The 22,993-nt window shown below is 48.5% G+C and carries 24 protein-coding genes and 3 tRNA genes; 1 reads left to right on the plus strand and 26 read right to left on the minus strand.

Going from position 1 to position 22,993, the window contains the following annotated elements:
- Positions 1–11: 11 nt before the first annotated feature.
- From HP570_RS12165 to HP570_RS12225, 13 genes are all read right to left on the minus strand, one after another.
- Positions 12–1,181, minus strand: a complete 1,170-nt coding sequence (locus tag HP570_RS12165) for a substrate-binding domain-containing protein (RefSeq protein ID WP_375138855.1) — start codon at positions 1,179–1,181, stop codon at positions 12–14.
- A gap of 67 nt (positions 1,182–1,248) precedes the next feature.
- Entirely contained in the window at positions 1,249–2,295 is a 1,047-nt protein-coding gene (locus HP570_RS12170) for a 3-oxoacyl-ACP synthase (RefSeq protein WP_173625937.1), read from the minus strand.
- Positions 2,292–2,708, minus strand: a complete 417-nt coding sequence (locus HP570_RS12175; protein WP_012686263.1) for a MaoC family dehydratase — start codon at positions 2,706–2,708, stop codon at positions 2,292–2,294. The genes HP570_RS12170 and HP570_RS12175 overlap by 4 nt, the downstream gene beginning before the upstream one ends.
- A gap of 9 nt (positions 2,709–2,717) precedes the next feature.
- Positions 2,718–4,244 (minus strand): o-succinylbenzoate--CoA ligase, encoded by a 1,527-nt coding sequence (locus HP570_RS12180; RefSeq protein WP_173625938.1) that lies wholly within the window; start codon positions 4,242–4,244, stop codon positions 2,718–2,720.
- 33 nt (positions 4,245–4,277) lie between these two features.
- Positions 4,278–4,883, minus strand: a complete 606-nt coding sequence (locus HP570_RS12185; RefSeq protein ID WP_173625939.1) for a TetR/AcrR family transcriptional regulator — start codon at positions 4,881–4,883, stop codon at positions 4,278–4,280.
- A gap of 195 nt (positions 4,884–5,078) precedes the next feature.
- Positions 5,079–5,981, minus strand: a complete 903-nt coding sequence (locus HP570_RS12190) for a C40 family peptidase (RefSeq protein ID WP_041749403.1) — start codon at positions 5,979–5,981, stop codon at positions 5,079–5,081.
- Positions 5,982–6,282: 301 nt separating this feature from the next.
- Complete coding sequence (locus HP570_RS12195; protein ID WP_173625940.1) at positions 6,283–6,909, minus strand: fumarylacetoacetate hydrolase family protein; 627 nt, start codon at positions 6,907–6,909, stop codon at positions 6,283–6,285.
- A 57-nt stretch (positions 6,910–6,966) separates the two neighbouring features.
- Positions 6,967–7,512 carry a hypothetical protein gene (locus HP570_RS12200; RefSeq protein WP_173625941.1) on the minus strand — a complete coding sequence of 182 codons (546 nt, stop codon included), beginning with the start codon at positions 7,510–7,512 and terminating at the stop codon, positions 6,967–6,969.
- A 133-nt stretch (positions 7,513–7,645) separates the two neighbouring features.
- Positions 7,646–8,275, minus strand: coding sequence for a VanW family protein (locus tag HP570_RS12205; protein ID WP_173625942.1), 630 nt, complete (start codon positions 8,273–8,275; stop codon positions 7,646–7,648).
- A gap of 158 nt (positions 8,276–8,433) precedes the next feature.
- Positions 8,434–9,480 (minus strand): NAD(P)/FAD-dependent oxidoreductase, encoded by a 1,047-nt coding sequence (locus HP570_RS12210; RefSeq protein ID WP_173625943.1) that lies wholly within the window; start codon positions 9,478–9,480, stop codon positions 8,434–8,436.
- A 178-nt stretch (positions 9,481–9,658) separates the two neighbouring features.
- Positions 9,659–9,745 (minus strand) — tRNA-Leu (locus HP570_RS12215).
- 7 nt (positions 9,746–9,752) lie between these two features.
- A tRNA-Thr gene (locus tag HP570_RS12220) sits at positions 9,753–9,828 on the minus strand.
- 43 nt (positions 9,829–9,871) lie between these two features.
- Positions 9,872–9,948, minus strand: a tRNA-Asp gene (locus tag HP570_RS12225).
- A gap of 178 nt (positions 9,949–10,126) precedes the next feature.
- On the opposite strand from HP570_RS12225, the gene HP570_RS12230 reads away from it, so the two are divergent.
- Positions 10,127–11,035 carry a C40 family peptidase gene (locus HP570_RS12230; RefSeq protein WP_012686255.1) on the plus strand — a complete coding sequence of 303 codons (909 nt, stop codon included), beginning with the start codon at positions 10,127–10,129 and terminating at the stop codon, positions 11,033–11,035.
- A gap of 79 nt (positions 11,036–11,114) precedes the next feature.
- Here HP570_RS12230 and HP570_RS12235 read toward each other — a convergent pair whose 3' ends face one another.
- The 13 genes from HP570_RS12235 to HP570_RS12295 form a co-directional block, all read right to left on the minus strand.
- Positions 11,115–11,363: a hypothetical protein gene (locus HP570_RS12235; protein ID WP_012686254.1), complete on the minus strand. Its 249-nt coding sequence runs from the start codon at positions 11,361–11,363 to the stop codon at positions 11,115–11,117.
- Between the two features lie 121 nt (positions 11,364–11,484).
- Positions 11,485–13,272, minus strand: coding sequence for a M3 family oligoendopeptidase (locus HP570_RS12240; protein WP_173625944.1), 1,788 nt, complete (start codon positions 13,270–13,272; stop codon positions 11,485–11,487).
- Between the two features lie 143 nt (positions 13,273–13,415).
- Positions 13,416–14,633 (minus strand): M20 family metallopeptidase, encoded by a 1,218-nt coding sequence (locus HP570_RS12245; protein WP_173625945.1) that lies wholly within the window; start codon positions 14,631–14,633, stop codon positions 13,416–13,418.
- 37 nt (positions 14,634–14,670) lie between these two features.
- Positions 14,671–15,633: a P1 family peptidase gene (locus HP570_RS12250; RefSeq protein ID WP_173625946.1), complete on the minus strand. Its 963-nt coding sequence runs from the start codon at positions 15,631–15,633 to the stop codon at positions 14,671–14,673.
- The gene (locus HP570_RS12255) at positions 15,633–16,190 is read right to left on the minus strand and encodes an ECF transporter S component (protein ID WP_016740391.1); all 558 of its coding nucleotides are present in this window, start codon (positions 16,188–16,190) and stop codon (positions 15,633–15,635) included. Before HP570_RS12255 ends, HP570_RS12250 begins: the two co-directional genes overlap by 1 nt.
- A 65-nt stretch (positions 16,191–16,255) precedes the next feature.
- Positions 16,256–17,092, minus strand: coding sequence for an energy-coupling factor transporter transmembrane component T family protein (locus tag HP570_RS12260; protein WP_016740390.1), 837 nt, complete (start codon positions 17,090–17,092; stop codon positions 16,256–16,258).
- A 13-nt stretch (positions 17,093–17,105) separates the two neighbouring features.
- On the minus strand, positions 17,106–17,966 hold the full coding sequence (locus HP570_RS12265) for an energy-coupling factor transporter ATPase (RefSeq protein ID WP_087350826.1): 861 nt from the start codon (positions 17,964–17,966) through the stop codon (positions 17,106–17,108).
- The gene (locus HP570_RS12270) at positions 17,963–18,832 is read right to left on the minus strand and encodes an energy-coupling factor transporter ATPase (RefSeq protein ID WP_087350822.1); all 870 of its coding nucleotides are present in this window, start codon (positions 18,830–18,832) and stop codon (positions 17,963–17,965) included. Before HP570_RS12270 ends, HP570_RS12265 begins: the two co-directional genes overlap by 4 nt.
- 161 nt (positions 18,833–18,993) lie before the next feature.
- On the minus strand, positions 18,994–20,292 hold the full coding sequence (locus HP570_RS12275) for a sigma-54 interaction domain-containing protein (RefSeq protein ID WP_142496113.1): 1,299 nt from the start codon (positions 20,290–20,292) through the stop codon (positions 18,994–18,996).
- A complete protein-coding gene (locus HP570_RS12280) occupies positions 20,289–20,531 on the minus strand; it encodes a hypothetical protein (protein ID WP_142496114.1) in 243 nt (80 codons plus the stop codon). The genes HP570_RS12275 and HP570_RS12280 overlap by 4 nt, the downstream gene beginning before the upstream one ends.
- 139 nt (positions 20,532–20,670) lie before the next feature.
- Positions 20,671–21,342 carry a GNAT family N-acetyltransferase gene (locus HP570_RS12285; RefSeq protein WP_173625947.1) on the minus strand — a complete coding sequence of 224 codons (672 nt, stop codon included), beginning with the start codon at positions 21,340–21,342 and terminating at the stop codon, positions 20,671–20,673.
- 41 nt (positions 21,343–21,383) lie between these two features.
- Positions 21,384–22,055 carry a GNAT family N-acetyltransferase gene (locus HP570_RS12290; RefSeq protein WP_173625948.1) on the minus strand — a complete coding sequence of 224 codons (672 nt, stop codon included), beginning with the start codon at positions 22,053–22,055 and terminating at the stop codon, positions 21,384–21,386.
- Positions 22,056–22,091: 36 nt separating this feature from the next.
- Entirely contained in the window at positions 22,092–22,949 is an 858-nt protein-coding gene (locus HP570_RS12295; RefSeq protein ID WP_173625949.1) for a carbon-nitrogen hydrolase family protein, read from the minus strand.
- Between the last annotated feature and the right edge of the window lie 44 nt (positions 22,950–22,993).

Below are 22,993 nucleotides of genomic sequence, written 5' to 3' on the forward strand. Positions count from 1 at the left end.
ACACACCTCCTCTACTTCTGGTTCCTGACAGGTGGTGCTGTCTCTTCCATCGTCATCTCCCGAACGAGCACCGGGACCGGATGATCGACTCCGTCTTTTTTCTCTAGCTTGATCGCGTATAATGTTTGCAGTGCCTGATGGTCATCCACCCGGAACTGCATCTGACCCTTAGGCGAATCAAAGGTCATGCCTTCCATCGCAGCAATCAACTTCTCCGAATCTGTGTCGGCGTTCGTCTTTTTCAGTGCTTCCACAATCGCTACCGCTGCCGTCATCCCGCCTGCCGTAAATAAATCTGGAATCTCGCCTTGAAAACGCTTCTTGTGCTCATCGATGAGCCAGTCGTTCATTTTCGTTTTGGGGAGCGAATGGTAATACACCGAGAAGCCTTCCATCCCGATCATTGCCTCCATCGTTTTCAATGCAGCGATATCAGGTGCTCCCGTAGACACCTTGATGCCTTTTTGCTGAACCTGCATATCTTGCAGCTGTTTCCACGGGGAGTTCGAGCCTGCCCACGTGATGAACACATATTCGGGTTTGGCGCTAATGATTTTTTGGATGTTGGCTGTAAAATCAGTCGTGCTCGTGTCCACGTATTGCTCTTCGATAATGACAGCCCCTAATTTTTCAGCGGCGGTCTTAAAGGCTTCGATCCCTTCTCGACCGTAAGCGCTGTCTTGAGCCATCGTCGCGATCTTCGTTCCTTTAGAAGCAATTGCCGCAGCGCCTGCTACTGCGTCCTGTGAAGAATTTCGACCTGTGCGAAAAATGTATTTGTTCCAGTTCTTCCCGGTGATACTATCTGCTACTGCTGGCTCTACGACCATGATTTTTTTGTACTCCTCTGCCAGAGGAAGGACCGCTAGCGTATCGCCTGAACTCGAGGAGCCTACGAGAAAGTCTACCTTGTCAGTTTCCAGGAGCTTCGTTGCTTTTTGGACGGCGACATCTGGCTTCGTCTCCGTATCCTCCACGACAAACTCAATCTTTTTGCCACCGATCTCTCGCTTGCCTTCCGTTGCATAATCGAGCCCGAGCTCAAAGCCTCTTGCCGTCTGCTTGCCGTAGCTCTCCAATGGACCTGTGAGCGAAGCGAGTACGCCTACCTTGATCGTATTGCCGCCACCAGATGAAGCGCTTTCATTTTGACTGCAGCCAACAACAAGCACGACAGACATCGCTAGCGGGAGCAACATTTTCCATCCTCTTTTTTTCACGCCCGTTCCTCCTCGAGTGTCATCATGTTCATTGCGATTCGGCTAACCATTCCAGGACGGTTGCAGCCCACGTATATCCAGTCCCAGCACTGACCGCTACGACAATATCCCCTGGGGAAAGACGTCCCTCTTGCTGTGCAACATGCAGTCCAATACACGGGTCGAGTGCAGACAAATGCCCGTAATGATCGAGATAAACGGCCTGCTCCTCGCTCAGTTGCAAACGTTCCAACAGCTCCAGGAACATCGAACGCTTTGTGTGCAAAGGAAGCAGCAGCTTCAAATCACGCAAGGAACGATTACTTTTTGCCAATGCCTGCTCTACCACATGAACAAAGTTTGGTATTGAGATGGGGTCAAGTCGTTCTTTCATATCGCTCGGATTCGGCACATCGATGTAATGAAGTCTGTTTTCCACCGTTTCATGACTAGGTTGGTGCTTTGAACCGCCTGCTGGTACCCTTACATCATCATGAAAAGAACCATCGGTGATGATGCAGCTGTGAAGAATTCTGCTCTTAGTAGCTCCACGTTTTACGAGAGCCGCTGTCCCCCCATCTGCAAAATTAAACATGAAGCGTGAGCGAGGATTGTCGTAATCGACGATTTGTGATTCTTTACAGCCAGCAACCAGCAAGATGTTTTCAATGGATGCATCTGCCGTCAGCATATCTTTGGCAACCTTCAAGGCGATTGGGAAACACGAGCTGACGTTCATCATCTCGAAACCGTATGCGTTTGTCGCTTTTAATTCGTATGTAATCTTCGGTGCGCTGGACCATACATAGTAATCTTTGTGCGGGCTGCCAAAGTAGATAATCACGTCAATCTCAGATGGATCGATTACCGAGCCGGTCAGCTGCTGGGCAGCGAGCACAGCGAGATCTGATGCATGAAGGGTGTCATCTGCGACATGCTTCTGATAAAGACCGAATTTTTCGATAATGACTTGCGTGGGGATTCCTGTCTTTTCAGCCAAACATTCAGCTGTTTCTACGCCTTCAGGAAAAAATACGGACGTCGCTTCCACTCCGATGGTCTGCTCTTGGATCGTATTTGCTTCAAGATGATTCATACTTTCGCTCCTTCCCTCGGTACGAGCATCGTCGCTGTTCCAGTTAGAACTACTTTTCCATGCTGATTCGTGCATTCCGTAAGCAATCGGATGATGCCACGCTCTTCTTGATACTCCAGCACAGTGGCGGTCGCGGTGATCGTGTCTCCGATCAATACCGGAGCCGTAAACGAAATGGTCTGGTCTTTGTAAATGGAACCGATGCCAGGCAGCTGCATCCCGAGCAATCTGGACAACATGCTCGCCGTCAACAGTCCATGTGAGATACGCTGGCCAAATCGGGTGTCTTTTGCGTACTGTTGGTCAATGTGCACCGGATTATAATCCCCACTCATTCCCGCAAATAGAACGATATCAGTCTCCGTAATTGTTCTGCTAAAAGATGCTTGCTCCCCTATTGCAAATCTCGCCATGTAATCACCTCATTGTGTAATGGAATCTGTCTTCAATCTGGTCAATGCTTGCTTGACAATTTTCCCTGTCGCATTGCGTGGCAGCTCAGTTAAAAACACGAATGACTTCGGGATTTTATACTTCGCCAGTCTTTGCTCACAGTGTTCTTTGATGTGTGCTTCCGTGATGACTGCACCTGATTTGGGCACGATAAACGCCTTCGCAACCTCTCCCCATTTTTCATCGGGTACACCGACGACTGCGACTTCCTGAACACCATCCAGCTCGCCGATGACCTGTTCCAGCTCCAGCGGATAAATGTTCTCCCCGCCTGAGATAATCATGTCTTTGCGTCTTCCTACGATATAGGCGAACCCTTCTTCATCAAAACGTGCCAAATCCCCTGTGTATAGCCACCCATCGCGGATGGTCTTGGCTGTTTCTTCTGGTCTGTTCCAGTATTCCTTCATCACATTTGGGCCTTTGACAAGCAATTCTCCGATTTCGCCCTGACTAACTTCTTTTCCGTCATCCGAGATCAAGCGGACTTCACAAAACATGACGGGCTTTCCGATTGAGCCGGCTTTTCTTCTCGCATCTTCCTTGGCAATCATAAACACGGTGGGGGATGTTTCTGTTAGGCCGTATCCTTGTCCAAAAGGGAGGCCTCGCTCCTGAAAATGCTGGATGAGTTCCATGGGGCATGGAGCGCCGCCGTTGTAAAACCAACGGACGGAATCAAATGATGTGGTTACAAATAAAGGGCTTTGACGAATGGCTTCATGGATGGCGGGCACACCCATCACGATGGTGACTCGGTGCGTTTCGATTAGTTGAATCGCTTTATCAGGGTCGAACTTCCCGGCTACAACGACGCATCCGCCAGCAAGCCATGTAGGGAAGGCGAACAATCCGATTCCCCCGATATGAAAGAGTGGCAATAAGACAATCGAGCAGTCTTCTGAGGTGAGATCAAGCGCGGCTACATTGTGTACGGAGTTCCAAAACATGTTTTCTTGGGTGAGCACTGCTCCCTTAGGCTTTCCTGTCGTTCCTGATGTATAGCAAATGATGTATGGATCATCTCCACTGCCGTCATCTGCGTCGATCCTACTGTGCTGGAATGACTCACTCGGCCCATCCTGGCTCCAAGGAAGTTCTCCCGGTTCCAGCCATATCATGTGCCCAACACTGGCCTTCGCCTTGATCAACTCAATGGTAGCAGCGAACTCTGGCTGGGCACATAACACGCGAATACCACTATCCTCAAACTGATAATCTAATTCTGCTGGGGTCAAGCGGATATTAAAGGGGACGGCTATCGCACCGAGTTTGGCGATGGCAAACAGCAGAAACACATACTCCAAACTGTTTTGGGACAAAATGCCGATCCGGTCCCCCTTTTTGACCTGTCGCTCATGTCGTAAATAGTTGGCAACACGTTGGATCTGCTCATTCATTTGCTGATACGTAAGTGATTGCTCGTTGGCAATCACTGCGATCCGCGTCGGAGTGATTCCGGCTCGCTTTTCAATCCAATAAGCAATTCCGTGCATGAACTCTACTCCTTTGCCTATAAAATGGATCGGTTATGGCTTGGCAGCAATCCCTTTCATAATCATCGACATGGCTGTTTCTAACACCTCTTCCGGTACGTCTTCATTTTCCCAGTAAACCCAACGCATCCCGATGAATTGTCCGATCGACATGAGACAATAAGACAACGTCTCATGATCCATCTCTCGAAACGCACCTTCGTTCATGGCGTTCTTCAAACTTCGTACGTACCCGGCTGCCAGTTTGGCGTAATACCAGCGATACAGCTCCTGGTCGACGAGTGCAGCCTGTTGAATAATGCTGTACATATTGCGATGATGTTTGATCCAACGAAAAAAGGCCAGAAATCCTAGGCGCAAATTCTCCTCTTGCGTGGTTGCTCCCATGATCGCTTCTTTGATCGTTGAACGTAGCTCTCTACTCAGCTGCCTGATCAATTCATCATAAATCGCTTTCTTCGACTCGAAATAATTGTAAAACGTTCCTTGGGACACCTGTGCATGCTGCGTGATCAAGACGATAGAGGCATCATAATAACCCAGCTCGCCAAACACATGCTCTGCGGCATCCAGTATTTTTTTGCGGGTTTCCTGTCCTTTCTTGGTTAAAACAGGGGTAGGTAGACTATTTTCTGACACCTGAATCACCTCTCAGTTTTTATTATATGTATATTTCTGAATATTACAACACATTTCTTGTTGCGAACGTAAAAGCGGTATGATTCCCTTTTCCCTATTGGCAAAAATTGACGCGAAACGATCTGTGCGAACAAGCGTCATATATAATACATAAGCTCCCATGCAAAGGCACGAGAGCTGAAATGGATTGAATGCTTAAATGACGCGCTTGATTTTCACTGTGCGCTTTTCCCAGTTCGTTCCATCGTACTTGGAATAAGTCACACCAGGACTGCCGTACGTGTGCAGGATTTTCCCATCCCCTGCATAAATAGCTACGTGTGTAATCCGATCAGAAGTACTGTTTACCGATGCCTTCATGAAGATCAGATCACCTTTTTGCAGATTGCTCTTGGAAACAGATTTCCCTACAGTAGATTGCTGGCGGGAGTCGCGCGGCAATGTAATGCCCGCTTCTTTAAACACGCGCTGTGTAAAGGAAGAGCAATCGAATGTTTTGGTCGTACTGCTGCTGGAGCCGTATTTGTAATTGGTGCCCATGTACTTTTCGCCATTTTTAATGACTTGATCGGCAACAGTGCTTGCCGGCTTTTCTGGCTTGCTTGGCTTATTCTCTGAGGAATTGCTCTCAATAACACGACGAGCCCCAACAAATTTGTCACTGTACTCCGAATATGTTTTGACAACTACCTCGTCTTCCCCTTTCGAAGAATAAACGAATTGATCACTGCCTATGTATATTCCCATAAAAGTTGGGCTGCCGCTTCCGCTAGAGGCGAAGAACACCAAATCTCCTGGCGTTACGCTTTTTTCGGATACTTTCGTCCCAGTCTTGTACAGGCTAGAGATTGTGCTCCCGATGGAAATCCCTACTTGTTTGTACGCATACGTAGCCAGCTCTGCTGATCCGAATTGCTTCGGTCCCTTTGCTTTGTACTCGTAATCCTTCCCGATCAAAGAAGTAGCAATATTTGCAACCTCTGATTGTTTTGAATCTTGTGTCTTAGCGGCCACTACTCCAACTTGACCACCCATTAACAGGGACGTACTCAGCATGACTGCTACTGTTGACCTCATTACCCAATCTCGTTTCGTCACTTTCTTTTCCTCCTTGTCATGTTGTGGCACCCGTCTTGGGTACATGGACAGAATAGCGCAGGAGGAAACAGGAGGATAAGACCGTAAAATTTTCCAATGATGGAATTGGTAGCATGGGACTAGTCAGAAAACAAGGTGTAACGTAGACGGTTGCTACTCCTTAGTTCCATAGAACCATAAAGGTTACAAAACGGTATCAAAGATGATTTTCGCAGCAAAAACCCGCTCTATTGCTGGCACGAACCCCAAACAAAAACCATCTTCTGCTTGTTTCTGTCAGAAGATGGTTCTCTATTTGTCCCTATTTCATTTTCGCGGTAAACTGCCCCCACGTCTCTTCTCCCCACTTGAGAGTGAGAACATCTCCATCCGTAACAGGTCCTACCCCCGCTGGCGTACCCGTGTAAATGATATCCCCTTGATCCAGTCCTAGATGTTCGGAAATATAGGCAATAAGGGTTTCCAAATCAAAAATCACATCACGCAGATTGCCGCGTTGCACTTGCTCTCCATTTTTCAGCAAGGAGAAATCTGTTTGGTGCAGCGCATCAATGCCAAGGAAAGGATGAAAAGAAGTCAAAATCGCTGAATTTTTAAACCCTTTTGCCAACAACCATGGATGCCCTGCTTTCTTGAGCTCGCTCTGAACATCCCGCAAAGTAAAGTCGATCCCAAGCGCTATTTTGTCAATCATCTCATCAAGAGTAACTCCAGCCTCATACGGCCTCGCGATGTGAATCACAAGCTCCGCCTCATAATGGAGCTCTCCACGAGATGAAGGAAGTTCAATGGCCTCACCATTTGCCATTGCAAGCGCATGTGTTGGCTTATCAAAGATCATTGGCTTGGTTGGCACATCGTTCCCCAACTCCGCAGCATGCAATCGATAGTTGCGACCGATACAGTAAATATTTTTGACGTGCTCCATTTTGTCCTCTCCTTTGGTGGCTGTCTTTTTTTCACTATATCATGGCTGCATGGCGTATTACAGCTTGTCTTGTTCGTCCTCTTCCATGCAGTTTCCATAGCCAGGCCAAAGGCGGGCATTTCCACGTGCTTCTACTTCGATCACGGTATCACAAATAGATTCCAAAGCACTTTCCAGATCCATCTCTTGCTCGGAGCTCCAGGAAAACTCGTAATGGAAAATCACATGCTGCTCTGTCGCTTCGGAGAGGACAAAGGCAAACTGCTGTTGCTGATCCACGACATGCTTTCTGGCTTCAACCGTTGCTTCCACCGAGAACATGCCATCCCATTCCGCCACCATATATGTAGAAGTAACATCAATCCAGAGGGCAGGAGTATCATTCGTCCGCCGGAAAATAACAGAGTCTTCCCGATAAAACCCGTAGCCAGAGGGCAGCGCACCCGAGAGCTTGAATGGGATTCCTACTGGCAAATCATGTGGCTTCAATGCGTGGACAAGTCTCCCAGGCAAAAGATAACAACCATCCTGCTGGCGTTCTAACCGTTCTCCCATGACGAGAACCTCTTGCTTGTGTGAATCACCTGTCACCTGAACGAACATCACGGCACCTCCTTCTAACACAGTATGGTCAGGAATGCATGACTCAAAACCAAATCGATATCCATTTTTTACCTGTCAAAATACCGAAAAAAACAGGGTTCATCCATAGGATGCCCCCTTTATTTCTTCGAAGCTACGCACGTATGATCGCAATCACAACATGTTCGTCATCGTATGATTTTGCTTTGATTTTCACAGGGAAATCATACAAGTTGGCAAATTTAAAATCCATATAGCCATACGCGACTGTGGCATCTTGACCCGCTGGCACGTATCTCACCGATTTGCTGTGGTTATGCCGTTCCACCATGATCATTCCCGCTTCAGCAGCTGTATTGTAAAGCGTGCTGGAAACCTGACATATCCCGCCTCCATAGTCATCAGCGAGCTGCCCGTTCTGAATGACGCCAGCCTTTTGCCAACCACCCTCAGGCAAATTCGAATTTCCCACTATATCGTTAAAAGAAAACACCTGTTGCGGCTTGATTTTTTCATTATGAATCTTGCTCAATGCTTGCTTGATGTTATGTTTACGCTCATCTGTGCTGTTTTTCATCGATGAGTAATAAAAGCCGAGAACCTCGTCTTCCTTGAGGCCCATCTTCTCCACATACTTTTCCTGTAACTTATCCTGCAACTCGATAGAAGGAGATACCTGGTCTAATTGTAATGCCATTGCATGCTCAGGCGCGAAGTTCATACTGAGCGAGAACACAAGGGCCACTGTAGCCATAGTGATCAGCCAATGCCGAACTTTCTTCATTTCTACTTCCTCTCCCACATTTGTTGATCGATTATCTAGCACGAAGTTCCCTATTTATATCGTCTGACCTAGTTTTTATACCTTGCCTCTTACAATGTAACGTATGGGAAAAGCGACAATCAACCTGCAAATGTTGGGCTTTTTGTCCTACATCAATTCTACTCGTCGTCCTCGTCGATAACCCCGAGGGCTTTGTTCTTTTCTTTAAAACGCTGGTTATGAGAAGAAACGTACGCCATCCGATCTGCTACCGGGTCAATGTGCAATTTGGCACTGTTTACGGCCACAGCCGCATCGGTGAATGCTCCCGCGATCAGCGTAATCTTGCTGTCAAAGCTCGCAAAATCACCCGCCGCAAAAATCCCTGGTAGATTCGTTGCCAGACGAGGGCTGACAAATACGTTCCATTCATCCATGTCCAAGCCCCACTCTTTAATCCCGGTGAAATCGGCCTTCAATCCGTGATTGACGATGATGGCATCGACATTGATTTGCTCCGTCTCGTCTGTCTCTAGATGACGTATTGTCACTTTATCGATCGTTTCTTTATCTGAGCTTTGCAATTGCGTAACCGCATATGGGGTTCGTACGATCGCAGATGACTCCTTCATGCGCTTCACATTCCGTTCATGTCCACCAAATACATCACGGCGATGCACGACAGTTACAGACGCTGCAATCTGCACCAGTTCATTTGCCCAATCGACCGCGGAGTCCCCGCCACCTGAGATAAGGACGTGCTTGCCACGGAATGGCTCCAGTTCCTGTACTGTATAATGAAGATTTGTCACCTCGTAGCGCTCTGCTCCTTCGATCTCCAGCTTTGCCATTTTTAAAATACCTCGGCCTAAAGCCAAAATGATCGTGCGGGTCCAATGCCGTCTTCCTGATTTTGCAACGAGTATGTACGTGCCATCTTCTTGTGGCTCTAGTCCAATGATTGCCTCACCTAGGACGATGGCAGGATCAAATGTCTTCGCTTGTTGCACCAGATTGGCAATCAGCTTTTCACATAACTGTGGTGGTACACCGCCTACATCCCAGATCATTTTTTCTGGATAGATCAACATTCGTCCACCGAGCTCTTCTTTCGCTTCAATGAGTTTCGTCTTCATATCGCGCATTCCGCTATAAAAGGCAGCGTACATCCCCGCAGGGCCACCGCCGATAATGGTTACATCAAACAGCTCCAACTGTTCTCCCACAACTACCCCTCCACTGTGTTTCTCGTTTGTTTATGAATCATCAAATGATAGTGAAAATGAGATTCATTATCACAATGTGATTGTAATGGAAAATGGAGGAGGATTCAACATGATAAAAAAAATAAAAAGGCTCGTAATTAGCTTCATCCGCTAATTTACGAACCTGTTGTTTGCCATATGGTGCGGTCGAGAGGACTTGAACCTCCACGGTGTTGCCACCACTAGAACCTGAATCTAGCGCGTCTGCCAATTCCGCCACGACCGCATAAAAATGGTGCCGGCAATAGGACTTGAACCCACAACCCCCTGATTACAAGTCAGGTGCTCTACCAATTGAGCTATACCGGCACGTTAAAAGAAACTATTCTATTCGCACATTCTAGTAAAAGAATGGCGGAGCTGACGGGACTCGAACCCGCGACCTCCGGTGTGACAGACCGGCGTGAACTCCAACTTCACCACAGCTCCATGTGGTTTTTGTCCCCCATCTTGCGGCGACTTCTGTAATATAGCACGATCCTATCTCGTGAAGCAATAGTTTTTTAAAAATAATAGAAAGATTAATTTTTTCATAGATTTACCAAGCAAAATCCGATAGAATTTTAGCTAGATATGCAGATTTTAGTAGATTGGTGGAGACGATGACATGAAAAAGACTTCGAGGCTACTCACCTTCCTCGCCCTCTTCACTCTGCTGCCTACTGCTGCCCATGCTTCCTCATCGGCATATGTGGTATCAGCAGGTGATACGTTGAGCAAGATCGCTCGCGAACATCAGGTCACGGTGGATCAAATTATTCAATGGAACCAACTGAATGATGATCGATTGTCAATTGGACAAACTTTGTCAATTCATGGTGCAAACACTACTGGCTCCATTGCGACAGACATTCCTTCCGATGTAACTGTCGATCAGAATGATAACGCTACCACTGAGTCTAAAGAACTAACCGCTGGTGAAAAAGCCCGTGTCACTGGTGACGTGCTGAATGTGCGTAAAAAGCCTTCGACTGACGCAAAAGTGTTAGGCAAGCTACGATCCGGTTCCATTGTAGAAGTCGTAGAAACGGGTAGTGAATGGACGAAAATCGAATTCGAAGATCGTGAAGCATACGTTGCTACAGAATTCCTCAGTCCAAATCTCACTTCTACCGTTTCGCTGCCTGTCGAGGTAAATGCAGAAGATCTGGGTCGTTTGAAGGAAATTTTTGAGCCATTGCTCAAAACACCATACGTTTTAGGCGGAACGACTCCGAATGGCTTTGATTGTAGTGGCTTTACTTCATACGTTTTTGAGCAGCTTGGGGTTACACTTCCGCGCACTTCTGAAGATCAATTCCGTGGCGGTCAAGAAGTATCACTGGATCAAGCACAGCCGGGTGACCTTTTGTTCTACGATGCGCTTGGAAAAGGACGCGTGTCCCACGTAGCGATCTATCTGGGTAATGGAGCAATTGTGCACGCGAATGGCGAAGATGTTCGTTATGGCAAAGTCGAATACATGCATAAGCTCTACCCGTTTTACGGTGTGAAGCGTTACGCTAATTTCCAGTAAGCTTTCTTACACGGATAAGAAAACAAACAGCCCTATCTGCCTTTTCAGCGCAGTTCGAGGGCTGTTTGTCGTTCTATGCTTAATGTATTTCTGTATTATGTCCCTGCTGTTGCTGCTGTTGTTGCTGTTGCCCTCCGATTTCAATTTTGCCCAACGCTTGCTTCATTTTGTCGAGCTGAAGTTGATAATCACGAACGACTACGGTAAGAACACTGACAGACTCCTTGAAATCCGGCTCGCTGCTTACTCTGTCGATGGCTCTATGTAAATGCAGCATCTTGTTCTCCGTTTCCCGTAATAGGTCGAGTAACTGCAATCCATTTACCACGTAATCACCTCATCTGTTTTTTCTTACTTTCTCCTTCCCCTCTGTTCCCTATGCGCACAAAAACGCTTTGCAGCATAAATAAAAAACGCCCGCTAATGACATAGCGGACGTTCTTCCTAATTTAGTTCAGGCGAGCAGACGCGAGCTCAACGAATTTTTCGATATCTTTTGCAACCAAAGAGAGGGAATTCCGCCAGAAATCAACGGAGCGTACATCAACATCCATGATGGCTGCTACATCCGCAATGCTCATTTTGCCCGTTACGGACAAGAGCTTGTCGTACTGCTCAACAAAAGCTTCCCCGCGCTTGAGATACTCTGCGTACAAGCCTTTCGCGAACAGGAGTCCAAAAGCATACGGGAAGTTGTAGAAATTGTAATCCGCGCTATAATAGTGCGGTTTGCATACCCACATGTACGGGTGCAGGGCTGCCGGATCCAAACCATCTCCGTACGCGTCCTTTTGCGCTTGCAGCATCAGTTCGTTCAGCGTGGAAACAGACAAGGCACCTTCTGTTCTGCGCTCAAAGACAGCAGTCTCGAACAAGTAACGACTATAAATATCGACGATCACTTGGCTTGCTCCGCTGATATCATTTTCCAAAATCGCAAATGCTTCCTCGGAGGTCGCTTGTTCAAGTGCTGCATTAGCAATGATGGTTTCGCACAAAATGGACGCGGTCTCAGCGATTGGCATTGGGTAGTCGCTATTCAAGAAGGCTTCGTTTACAAGACATTCTCCGTGATAGCCATGTCCCAATTCATGTGCCATTGTACTCACATCGCTGTAGCTGCCTGTGTAGTTAGACATAATTCTGCTCTCCCCTACGATGTGCAGGTTGTAGCAGAATGCCCCTCCGCGCTTGCCTTCACGAATCTCTGCATCTATCCACTGATTGTCATACGCTCGTGCTGCATAGTTGGCGAGCTTTTCGCTAAAGCTACCAAAATGCTTCACGATGAAATCGCGGGATTCCTCATAAGAGAAACGCATGTCTGCCTCGCCCACTGGCGCAAACAAATCATAAAACGGCAACTGAGCGCTCTCATGACCGAGCAGCTTCGCCTTTGTACGGAAGTATTGATGGAAGGATGGCAGGCTCTCACGCATTGCCTGAAGCATTGCTTCGAGCGTCTCGCGATCCATGCGGGAGTCTTGCAACGTCTTATCCAGTGGTGATTCATAGCCTCTCAGCTTCGCTACGGTAATAACCTCGCCCTTAATTCCGTTCAAGCTGGCAGCAGCAGCATCAACGATTTTTTTGTAAGCGGCAAGTTCTGCCTCGTATGCCGTTTTGCGAAGCTGCGGATCTTTTTCGTTCGCCATGTTTCGCACCACTGGCAATGGAAGCTGCTTGTGCTCTCCATCGACTGTAATGTCTACCAGCAATGTGGAGGTCAGCATTTCATGGAGCTTTGTCCATGCATTTGACCCTGTATTTTTCATTTTTGCCAAGATGATTTCTTCTTTTTCGCCCAGCATGTATTTGCTCTTATCTGACATTTCTGTCAACATAAAACGATGTGTTTCTAACAGTTCCGACTGGGTAATCAACTCGTCCAGGTTACTCAACGATCCTAACCATTTTTGGAATTGTACGCCTGGTTCAACCAATTCAACAGCCTGATTCTGCACTTTTTCAATCGCGAGCAATGCTGCTTCATTCTTGGCATCGACGCTGGCAGTCAGCTCTCCGTAGGCGTACAAGCGGAATTGCGTTTGCAGGACGGAGGTCATCATCGTGATGTATTTCTCCATCTTCGCTACTGCATCTTCTGAAGATTGCAAGTTTTGCGCTGCCCAGCTTTTGATCTCTTCTGTTTCCCGTACGAACTTCTCCCAATCTTGTTTCCATTCTGGTGCATCAAATGAGGAATACAAGACGTCCAAATTCCAGCGCATATTCATGGGCACGCGCCTCCTTTTCACTTATGTAACAAGCCTATTGTAAAAAAAATTAGATAGATTCTGCAAGTTTTTACTAAGAAAACTTCTTTTGCGAGAATAAAAAGACTCTGCCGCTAGCGTAAGCAGAGTCCTTTTGTAGACAATCAAGCTCGTACCGGCTGCGTCAAAAACGTCAAGGCAGACAAGGCAAAAAGCTGGGTAGATTCTACCAATTGGTCAATCGCTACGTACTCGTCTGCATGATGAGGGATATGGCGATCGCCTGCGCCTGTTGTCAAAATCGGAATGCCTGCCTTGTGCAGGAAGGTTCCATCTGTCGCACCTGGAACGCCATTGTATACGGGTTCCTTTTTCGTGATTTCCCGATAGGCGCTCGCGACAGCGGTCACGACTTCTTCCTTCATGCCAGTCAACGTCCAAGGACGCTCTTCGATGACTTCCAAGGTGGCTTTGAACTTGTCATCTTCTTTACTTAATCCTTCTAATATGGCACTGATTTCTTTGTATAGCCCTTGGTGGTCCTGCCCGGGTACCGTGCGAATATCAAGTGTGGTCATGCATTGATCGGGTACAACGTTGATTTGGGCGTCTCCTTTGACTGGTGCCTGCAAAATCGTCGGAGTGATACTCGGCCACCCCAACATCGGGTGCTCTCCCAGACGAGCCATTTCCTTGCGCTCCAGCCTCTCTAATGCGACTATGGCGCGTGCCATCCTTGTGTTCGGATTGATTCCTGTCAATGGCATGGCACCATGCGCCATTTTACCAAACGTGCGAAGAATCGCTCGCATCGCCCCTTTTTGCGTGATGCAGAGCTGATTTTCTTCCGGTTCGCAGATGATCGCAGCGTCAACGTTGTTGGCCCAGCCGCGACGGATGAAATCTTTGATCCCGATCATCATGCCCTCCTCATCGCAAGGGATGCACAGGAGGATTTTGCCTGTAAAAGACTGTTTGGATCGTTGGATTGCTTTGACGGCACATATTGCGGCAGCCAGATTTCCTTTTGTGTCACAGGAGCCTCGCCCGTAGATACGCCCACCAGATATTGTCCCGCCAAAAGGGTCGTAGCTCCAAGCCCCCCGGTCCCCTTCTGTTACGACATCTGTATGGGCTTCGAACAAAAGCATTTTGCCAGGTCTACCCGAATCGTAAAAAGCGATGACATTCGGCCTGCCTGGAACAACCTCTTCATAGAAGACCTGCAACCCCATATTGCGAAGATAATCGGCGACAAATAGCGCGACCCGCTCTTCATTCGCTCCTGCCTGATCAGGGCGAAACACACTCGGAATTCTAACGAGCTCCTGCGTTAGGCGCACAACCTCCTGCTCGTCAACAAAGGATATCACCTGATTCATCCGCCAATCATCTCCTCTGCATCCCATTATGGTACACCTATTCCTGGAAGTAACTGCGATAAGAAGGCAGTCCCCCTGCCTCCTCTGCGTGCTTAACGGCTTGGATGACGGCTTCCGCCAGCACATCTGCGGACAACGCGCCCACCAAGTCTACACTCGTCTCGACTTCGCCTGTTGCTACCGCAAAGATCGTATCGCCATCGTACATGGTGTGAATCGGCCGGATCGTACGGGCAAGCCCGTCATGAGCCATTTGCGCTACTTTGTTTGCTTCTGCTTTGGACAAGCGGGCATTACTCGCGACTACGGCTATCGTCGTGTTTGTACCTGGAGGAATCGGGGCAAAAGCTCGCTGGCGCATTATCTCCATGCTATCCCGAATCGTTCCCTGTTCATCTCTCGGGCCAGCTATGATCGTCCCTGACTGCGGATCTACGACATGACCGACCGCATTGACAGCGACGAGGGCACCAACGACGAGTCCATTGGGTAAAATCACGGAAGCTGTGCCCAACCCGCTCTTCATCGCATTCCCAAATCCATTCAGCTTTCCTACTGACGCACCCGTACCAGCACCGATGTTTCCTTGTGCTACTGGCTCACGGCTCGCTGCCTGTACTGCCTCATAGCCCATTTGACGATCCGGACGAACCCGATAGTCGCCTACAGCCAGATCGAACAATACTGCTGCTGGAACGATAGGAACGACGCCAAAGCCAACATCCAGTCCGATGCCTTGTTCTTCCAAATACTGCATGACACCTGTAGCAGCATCCAAACCATATGCACTACCACCGGAAAGGCAAATCGCATGGACGACACTCACCAGATTGACAGGGTCCAAGAGGTCCGTCTCGCGGGTGCCCGGGGCAGAGCCCCGGACATCCACACCACAGACAGACGGCTTTTCCAGCATAATCACACTACATCCCGTTAATGTTTCTTCGTTTTGTGCATGCCCGACGAGAACGCCTGGTACGTCAACAATCGTTCCACTCATTATAAGTCTCCTGAAATTTTTGATTTTTGCCTGCCTGCTGAGCCTAATTTTTTCCAAGCTGCAACAACAGCCACCGTAACAATGACAGACACAATTGCTTCTGGCAAGCCGCTCGTGATCGCGACCGTGGTCGCTACACCGAGGGTCATATATCCTCGAATGACGGCCATGCCCAGTACCAGGATCGTGTTGGTCATCGCCCCAATAAAGCCAGCGGCACCAATCGCTACATACTGATTGACGTTTTTCAAACCAACGTAAGTCAAGTAAGCAGTCACACCAATAAACAAGCGTGGCAGGATGGCAACGAGAGGGTCTTTAAAAAGCGGAACGGTGGCATTTAAGAAAGAAGAGACTCCAAATATAAGGCCAATGATCATACCAACGCCCCAGCCCTCCATTATGCCCCCGATAACAGCCGGGATGTGCATAATAGTGGCATTGCCCGCTGCTGTTGGAACCGGAATGTAGCCGAGACGTGTCACCCCGAGCAAAATCGCGATCGCGCCCAGAACGCCTGCAATGACAATCTTGCGAACGGTCAAGCCTTTTTCCATGCATACTCCTCCTTTTACGCGTTTTATGTGGAATGCCCTACTCGGGCGAGTTCCCGCTAGTCTCCCTACCAAGGTATGGCGAGCATGATGACAGAAATGACAATGCTTGCGATCAGCGCGACGTAATCCTTGCCTACCGCCTTGTATTGGGTGTATCTCGTCCGTGCGGCACCTGGTGTGTAGCACCTGGCTTCCATTGCCAAAATCAAATCTTCTGCTCTGGAAAGCGCCACATTAAACAACGGGATGATGATGGGAAACATGTCTTTTGTTCGCTGAATGATCCGCCACCATTCTCCTGTCCCGAAATCTGCACCACGGGACGCTTGTGCTTTCATCATTTTTTCCATTTCCATCGCGAAGGTAGGTACAAAGCGCACAGCAATCGTGATGATCAACGCAAACGCGTGAACCGGAAACTTTACTTTTTCCAAGGGCCCTAGCAGTCGTTCCATTCCGTGCGTGAGTTCCGTCGTAGAAGTACTCAGCGTGAGGACACTCGATAAAAAGATCACTTCTACAAAGCGCATGGCTGACACGATGACGAGTCGCACACTCTCACTCGTGATCGTGATGAAGCCGTATTTCAAATAAACGGTTCCGCCATTGACAACCTCCCCGTAGAAAAGCAACTGCATGATTGCCAAAATAATAATAAAGGGGATGGCGGGCTTGATCCCGGATATGCCGTAATGCAGGGGGATTTTCGAGATTTGAAACATCCAGATACAAATGGCTAAAGCAAACAGGTTGCCCACGTATGTATCACAGATGGCAATCGCTAGGATGAGGATGACGAAAGCACCCAGCTTGAAACGAGGATCGAGACGATGAACGACAGAAGCAGTAGGTAAATATTGACCGATGGTAATATTGCGCGTCAATTCAAATTCTGCTGACATGTGGATCCCCTCCTTAGCGGTTCATCAGTTTCAAAATTTCCATCGCCGTCTCTTCAGGTAAAAAAGCGCTTGGATCGATGCTGTAGCCCTGCTCACGGAGCCTGTATAAAATATCAACTGATTCCGGTGTGCCGATATGATGCTGGCGCAGCAATTCCTGATTGCCAAAAATTTCTCGTGGTGTCCCCTCGCAGACTGAATTGCCGTTTGCCATGACGTAAACGCGATCAGCAAGCTTTGCGACCTCTTCCATATTGTGTGAGACGAAAATAACCGTAAGCTTTTCTTCCCGATTGAGACGGCGGATGCGTTCCAATAGCTCAAGACGAGAGCGCGGGTCTAGCCCTGCTGTTGGCTCGTCAAGCACGAGAACCTTGGGTTGCAAGGAGAGGACCCCAGCCAATGCCACCTTGCGCTTTTGTCCGCCACTCAAGGCAAAAGTCGGACGGTCTTTCATCTCCTGAAACGAGAGGCCAACCAAGTCCATCGCCCACTGAACGCGTCGCCGCACCTCCTCTAAAGGCAGCCCCATCCGAAAAGGGCCATAGGCTACATCATCACCGACCAGTTTTTCGAACAGTTGATCCTCCGGGTTTTGAAAAACAAGCCCTACTTGTCTGCGCAACGTACGAATATCGATCTTTGGTTGAGAGACATCCATTCCATTAATGATGACCGTACCGGATTGCGGGCGAATCAGGCCGTTAAAATGCTGGATTAACGTCGATTTTCCCGAGCCGGTATGACCGATAATGGCCAAGCATTCGCCCTCTGCCACCTGAATGGTTACCTGATCGAGAGCACGATGTTCGAGAGGCGTTCCCTGCATATAGACATGAGATAGATTTTCTACGTTTACGATCGGTTGCGTCATGAACCACTCGCCTCCGCTTGTCTGACATACAGACGATTAACCTCCGCGACAACTTCCTCATTGTGGATGAGATCAGGTGTAAATTCGCTATATTCGGAATGAACGAGATGAGCAATCCGGCTCGCGTCCGGAACATCCAGATGCAGCTCGCGAAGTCTTTCCTGATGGGAAAATACTTCTCGCGGAGTGCCCTGCAATACGATCTTGCCTCCCTCCATCACGATGACGCGATCCGCTTCTGCTACCTCTGACATGTGATGGGTCACTGTGACAATCGTCATTCCTTCGCGGTGCAGCTTGCGGACGACTGCCAAAATATCCTGTCTACCGTAGCTGTCTAGCATACTAGTCGCTTCATCCATGACGAGGCATTGTGGCTTCATCGCCAATATCCCCGCAATGGCGATCCGTTGCTTTTGTCCGCCAGACAAATGATGAGGCGGTCGATGGCGAAAGGCACTCATTCCTACTGCCTCTAGGGCAAAATCCACTCGTGTTTTCATCTCTTCCGCCGATGTTCCGATGTTCTCCAATCCAAAGGCCACATCGTCCTCTACAATCGTCGCGACAATCTGATTGTCCGGATGCTGAAAAACCATCCCGACACGGCTCCTCACTTCATGAATACGCTGTTTTTCACGCGTGTTGATTCCGTTAACGATGACATCGCCTTCCTTTGGAGTCAATATACCATTGAGATGCTTAGACAGTGTTGACTTACCGGACCCATTATGACCGATGATGGCGACATACTCTCCTGGAAACACCTCCAATGAGACGTTTTGCAGGACAGGAATTTGTTGATCTTGGTTAACCTGATAGGCAAACGAGACATTTTCTACACGAATAATCGGTTGTGGTGTCATGCTCTCCCCTCGCCTCTTCGTAAAAGTCGTATGTGTTGTGTTCCTATAAATAAGCAACTACCATGCCAAATAAATATGTTTTTAATTTTCTGTAAATTAAGCTACTAACGGTGGCACTCTGTCGCAATTATGCATCGACATTGTTGCAATTGCATCAATTTTTACGACCTTTCGTAGCGCTTCATTTTTCTCCATAGGGTGGACCGATCCATTCCCAAAATTTTCGCCGCCTCCCCTTTGTTTCCCTTCGTCTCCGCCAAAACCTTTCGGATGGCTTCTGCTTCTCCCTCTTCATGGTCTCGGTAAGATTGTCGCTGATACAGCTTCTTGGCAAAAAAAGCTGTGTCCCCCTTGCCAAGCGCGTCATCCTTGCAAAGCAAGACCATTCTTTCCACTACGTTGCGCAGCTCTCGTACATTGCCTGGCCAGTCGTATTGTTTGAGAACGTGGAAAACGGCCTCTTCTACTTTCAAACGCCTTTTATTTTCCCGTTCCTTGATTTCTTCCATGATCGATGTCACCAATAGAGGAATATCTTCTATTCGCTCTCGCAAAGCAGGTAACTCAAGCGTCAACACATTCAATCGGAAGTACAGGTCTGAGCGAAACTGCTTTTCCTCAACCAGTCGTTCCAAATCCCGATTCGTTGCCGCAATGATTCTCACATCGACAGGGACGATACGCTCTCCGCTGATTCTGCGCACTTTTTTCTCTTGCAAGATACGCAAGAGCAACGCTTGGATCGGAATCGACATCTCTCCGATTTCATCGAGAAACAGAGTGCCTCCGTGGGCCAATTCAAACAGCCCGGGCTTTCCACCTTTTCGCGCGCCAGTAAAAGCGCCCTCCTCGTATCCAAACAACTCGCTCTCCAATAAATTGCCAGGGAGAGCCGCACAGTTAACCGGGATGAACGGTCCGGTTGCACGCTGGCTGCTCAAATGTATCCCTTGAGCAAACAGCTCCTTGCCAGTCCCAGTCTCTCCCTGTATGAGAACGGTCGCATCTGTCCGCGCAAATGTTTCCGCCCATTCCTTTGCTTCCCGGATCGCAGCAGATTCTCCAATGATATCCTCCAGGCGGAATTTGGCTTCCAAGCCGCTCTCCATGCTTTGCTTGCGAATGCGCATCTCCATTTTTTGAATGTCGGTAATCTCCTTAAAAGTGGAAACCGCCCCCACGATTTCACCCTCTATGACAATCGGCAAACGGTTGATGATAATTTGTCGATTCAGGATCGTGGCAATGTCGCCTATTTCTTTTTTTCCCGTTGCCAAAATCCTCAACATATCTGAATTAGGGATATAACGGGTAATTTTTTGTCCAACAATATTGCTAGGCAGACCGAGTATTTCCATCGCATTTTTATTGACTCCGATTATAATCGAATCCCGATCGACCGCAATGATCCCGTCATGAGAAGCGTCCAGAATCGCCTGCATGTGGATGTCATGGATCATTTGCCTGGTTCTCCTTCCTCGGCATGCTCAAGCATGACTGCTACTTCCGGTGCTGGCCTTCTTGCCCGACGCTTTTTTCGCTTCTTTTTCCGTAAAATGAAAATGGACAGAAGCATCAGTGCGAGGATGGCTAGCTCGATTGGTTGTGCCAGCTTTGCAGAAGTCCAGCCGCTCATGCCCAGCAAGTGAAAGATGACGGCTATGTATAGGAAGATCGACGCTAGATTTTGAGCGTTCACCTGTTTCACCTCTTTTTTTCTGGTTAGAGAAAAAATGCGGCAGCTTTTTTTTACAATAATCTGACTTGCGCTCTACGAAAAACTCCCATGGAGCCGTGAACATCGCTCCACAGGAGAGTAGGTTCTTGTTGTCTTTCAATTAGATAGGGAGCAGCTCCACCATTTCTTTGCTCTGCAAGTCTTTCACCATGTCGAGCCATGCTTGTGGCTTTTGTGGAAGCACGGCGTAGTATCGCTTCAAGAACGTGACGATCAGATCCGCTTCGAGGGTCGTCTGCTCCTCGTTAGTCGGCATGAAGCCCAGATCGAGTCCAGATACTGCTTCGCCGTCATTTTGCCAGGACGGATGCACATACGTAAAGTTCGTACGTTTGTAGCCCAGATGCGAAAGCACTTCACGGCGTACAAATGGGTCCATAGGCTTGATTCCGCCAAAGCTGTGTTCTGCCACACGGTACGGGTCGTAGATTTCTGCAAACATCCCGTACAGCTCCTTGCCGTTTTCAGCAGCCAGAGCGAGCAGGTCCTTTTGACGCTCTCTGGCGAGGAAGCGACCCACTCCGAGTCCTTCGCGACCAATGATCGTGAAGTCTGTCATGGCTACGTTCATGTCTGTGTAATAACGGTATTCGGTAGCGCCCACAACTTCTCCTTCGTGTACAGCTACAAATACGCGAATGCCTGGATCTTCGAGCGGTTCTTTCCACAGATCGTACGTCAATACTTCTTCAGGCGGGAAAACCTCTTGCATCAAACGGTGCATCTTCGCAAACAGTGGATTGTCAATATGTTGAATACGTACGAATTCCATCAGTCAAATCCCCTCTCGATCGATTATGTCGGATAAACACCCTACAGATGCTGTTGAAATGGATTTTTCCATTCCATGAGTGTCGCGTAGTTGCGAGATTCCTCATCTTCCAAATAATTCGCCACGACCTGAACAGGCGTGCGACCACAGTGCATGAGAAATGTAATCACCGGGTCTTTTACTTCCCCTGTCAGAACATGCTCCAAATACTGCTCAGGTGTCCATTGGTCTGCATACCGTCCATATCCTGGCATGCGACCTCCGCCGAGCAATCTGCGCAGTCCTTTTTGTACCACCAGCTCATACATTGCTTGCATCATCTGTTGACCCAATCCCAGCTTGCGGAAGCTCGGGCGGATGCAAATATCTACAATGTATAGCGTGTCCCCCTCAGGATCATGATTACGAATATAACCGCTATCCGTGACAGCTTCCCATTTATGCTCGGGGTGAGCCGGATCAAACTTCATGAGCAACCCTGTCATCGAACCAGCTAAAACGCCGTCCACTTCTACACAAATAGCACCTTCCGGGAAGAGCGTAATATGGTTCGTCAGCTGCTCCTGGTTCCACCATAGCTCTGATGGGAACGGCGGGGGAAAGCTCTCCGCCTGTATTTGGATCAATTCGAAGAAGTCCGCGTGATTATAGTTGCGAATGACGGCTTTGCGTGGCTTGTTCCCTTCAAATACATACAGCTCTTTTCTGTACATATGCATCCTCCTGCTGTCCAGATCACGATGGAATGCTTACTTCCAGTCTGTGTACAAATCGGTGCGGCGGTCGCGCCATGTTGTGACGGAGCCTTTTTCCCGTACGTCGTATAGCAATTGGATATCCAGGTCAGCGGTTACCAGCATGTCGTGGTTGATTTCCCCTTCAGCAAGAATGCCTCGCGGAGGGAACGGAACATCGTTTGGTGTCAAGATCGCCGCTTGTCCAAAGTTCGCTCGCATGAAATCAACGGTCGGCAACGAGCCTACTGTTCCAGTCAGCACGACATACACTTGGTTTTCAATTGTCCGGGCATGACTGGTATAACGTACGCGGTGGAATGCGTGGCGATCATCCGTGCAGGATGGGCAGAAAATGACGTCTGCACCCCGTGCTTTAGCGATGCGCACCCACTCAGGGAACTCGATGTCGTAGCAAATAATCATCGCTACCTTCCCTTTGTCGGTCTCAAAGATTTGCAACGAATCGCCAGCCCCCATGTTCCAGCCTTTTACTTCCCATGGCGTGATATGGATTTTTTTCTGCTGGCCTACACGTCCATCCGGGTAGAACAGAAAAGCCGTATTGTAAAGCTTGCCGTTTTCCTCGATGATGTGCGTTCCACCAATCAGGTGCATCTCATATTTGGCAGCGAGGGAACGAAACAGCTCAACATATCGGTCCGTGAATGATGGCAATGCTGTAATCGGCAGCGCATTGCCTTGTTCGTCTCCGATTGACATGAGTTGAGTCGTAAACAGCTCCGGAAAAAGGAGAAATTCTGTGTCGTACTCTTGCGCGTTTTTCACGTAGTGCTCAACTTGATTGGCGAAGTCTTCAAAGCTATGTATGGTATGCAGATGGTACTGCACAGCGGAAACACGCATTTTCATGCCATTCTTCCTTCCTCAGACGTGATAACAACCTCTCAGACTAA

The sequence above is a fragment of the Brevibacillus sp. RS1.1 genome (assembly GCF_013284365.1).
GTDB classification, from domain to species: domain Bacteria; phylum Bacillota; class Bacilli; order Brevibacillales; family Brevibacillaceae; genus Brevibacillus; species Brevibacillus brevis_D.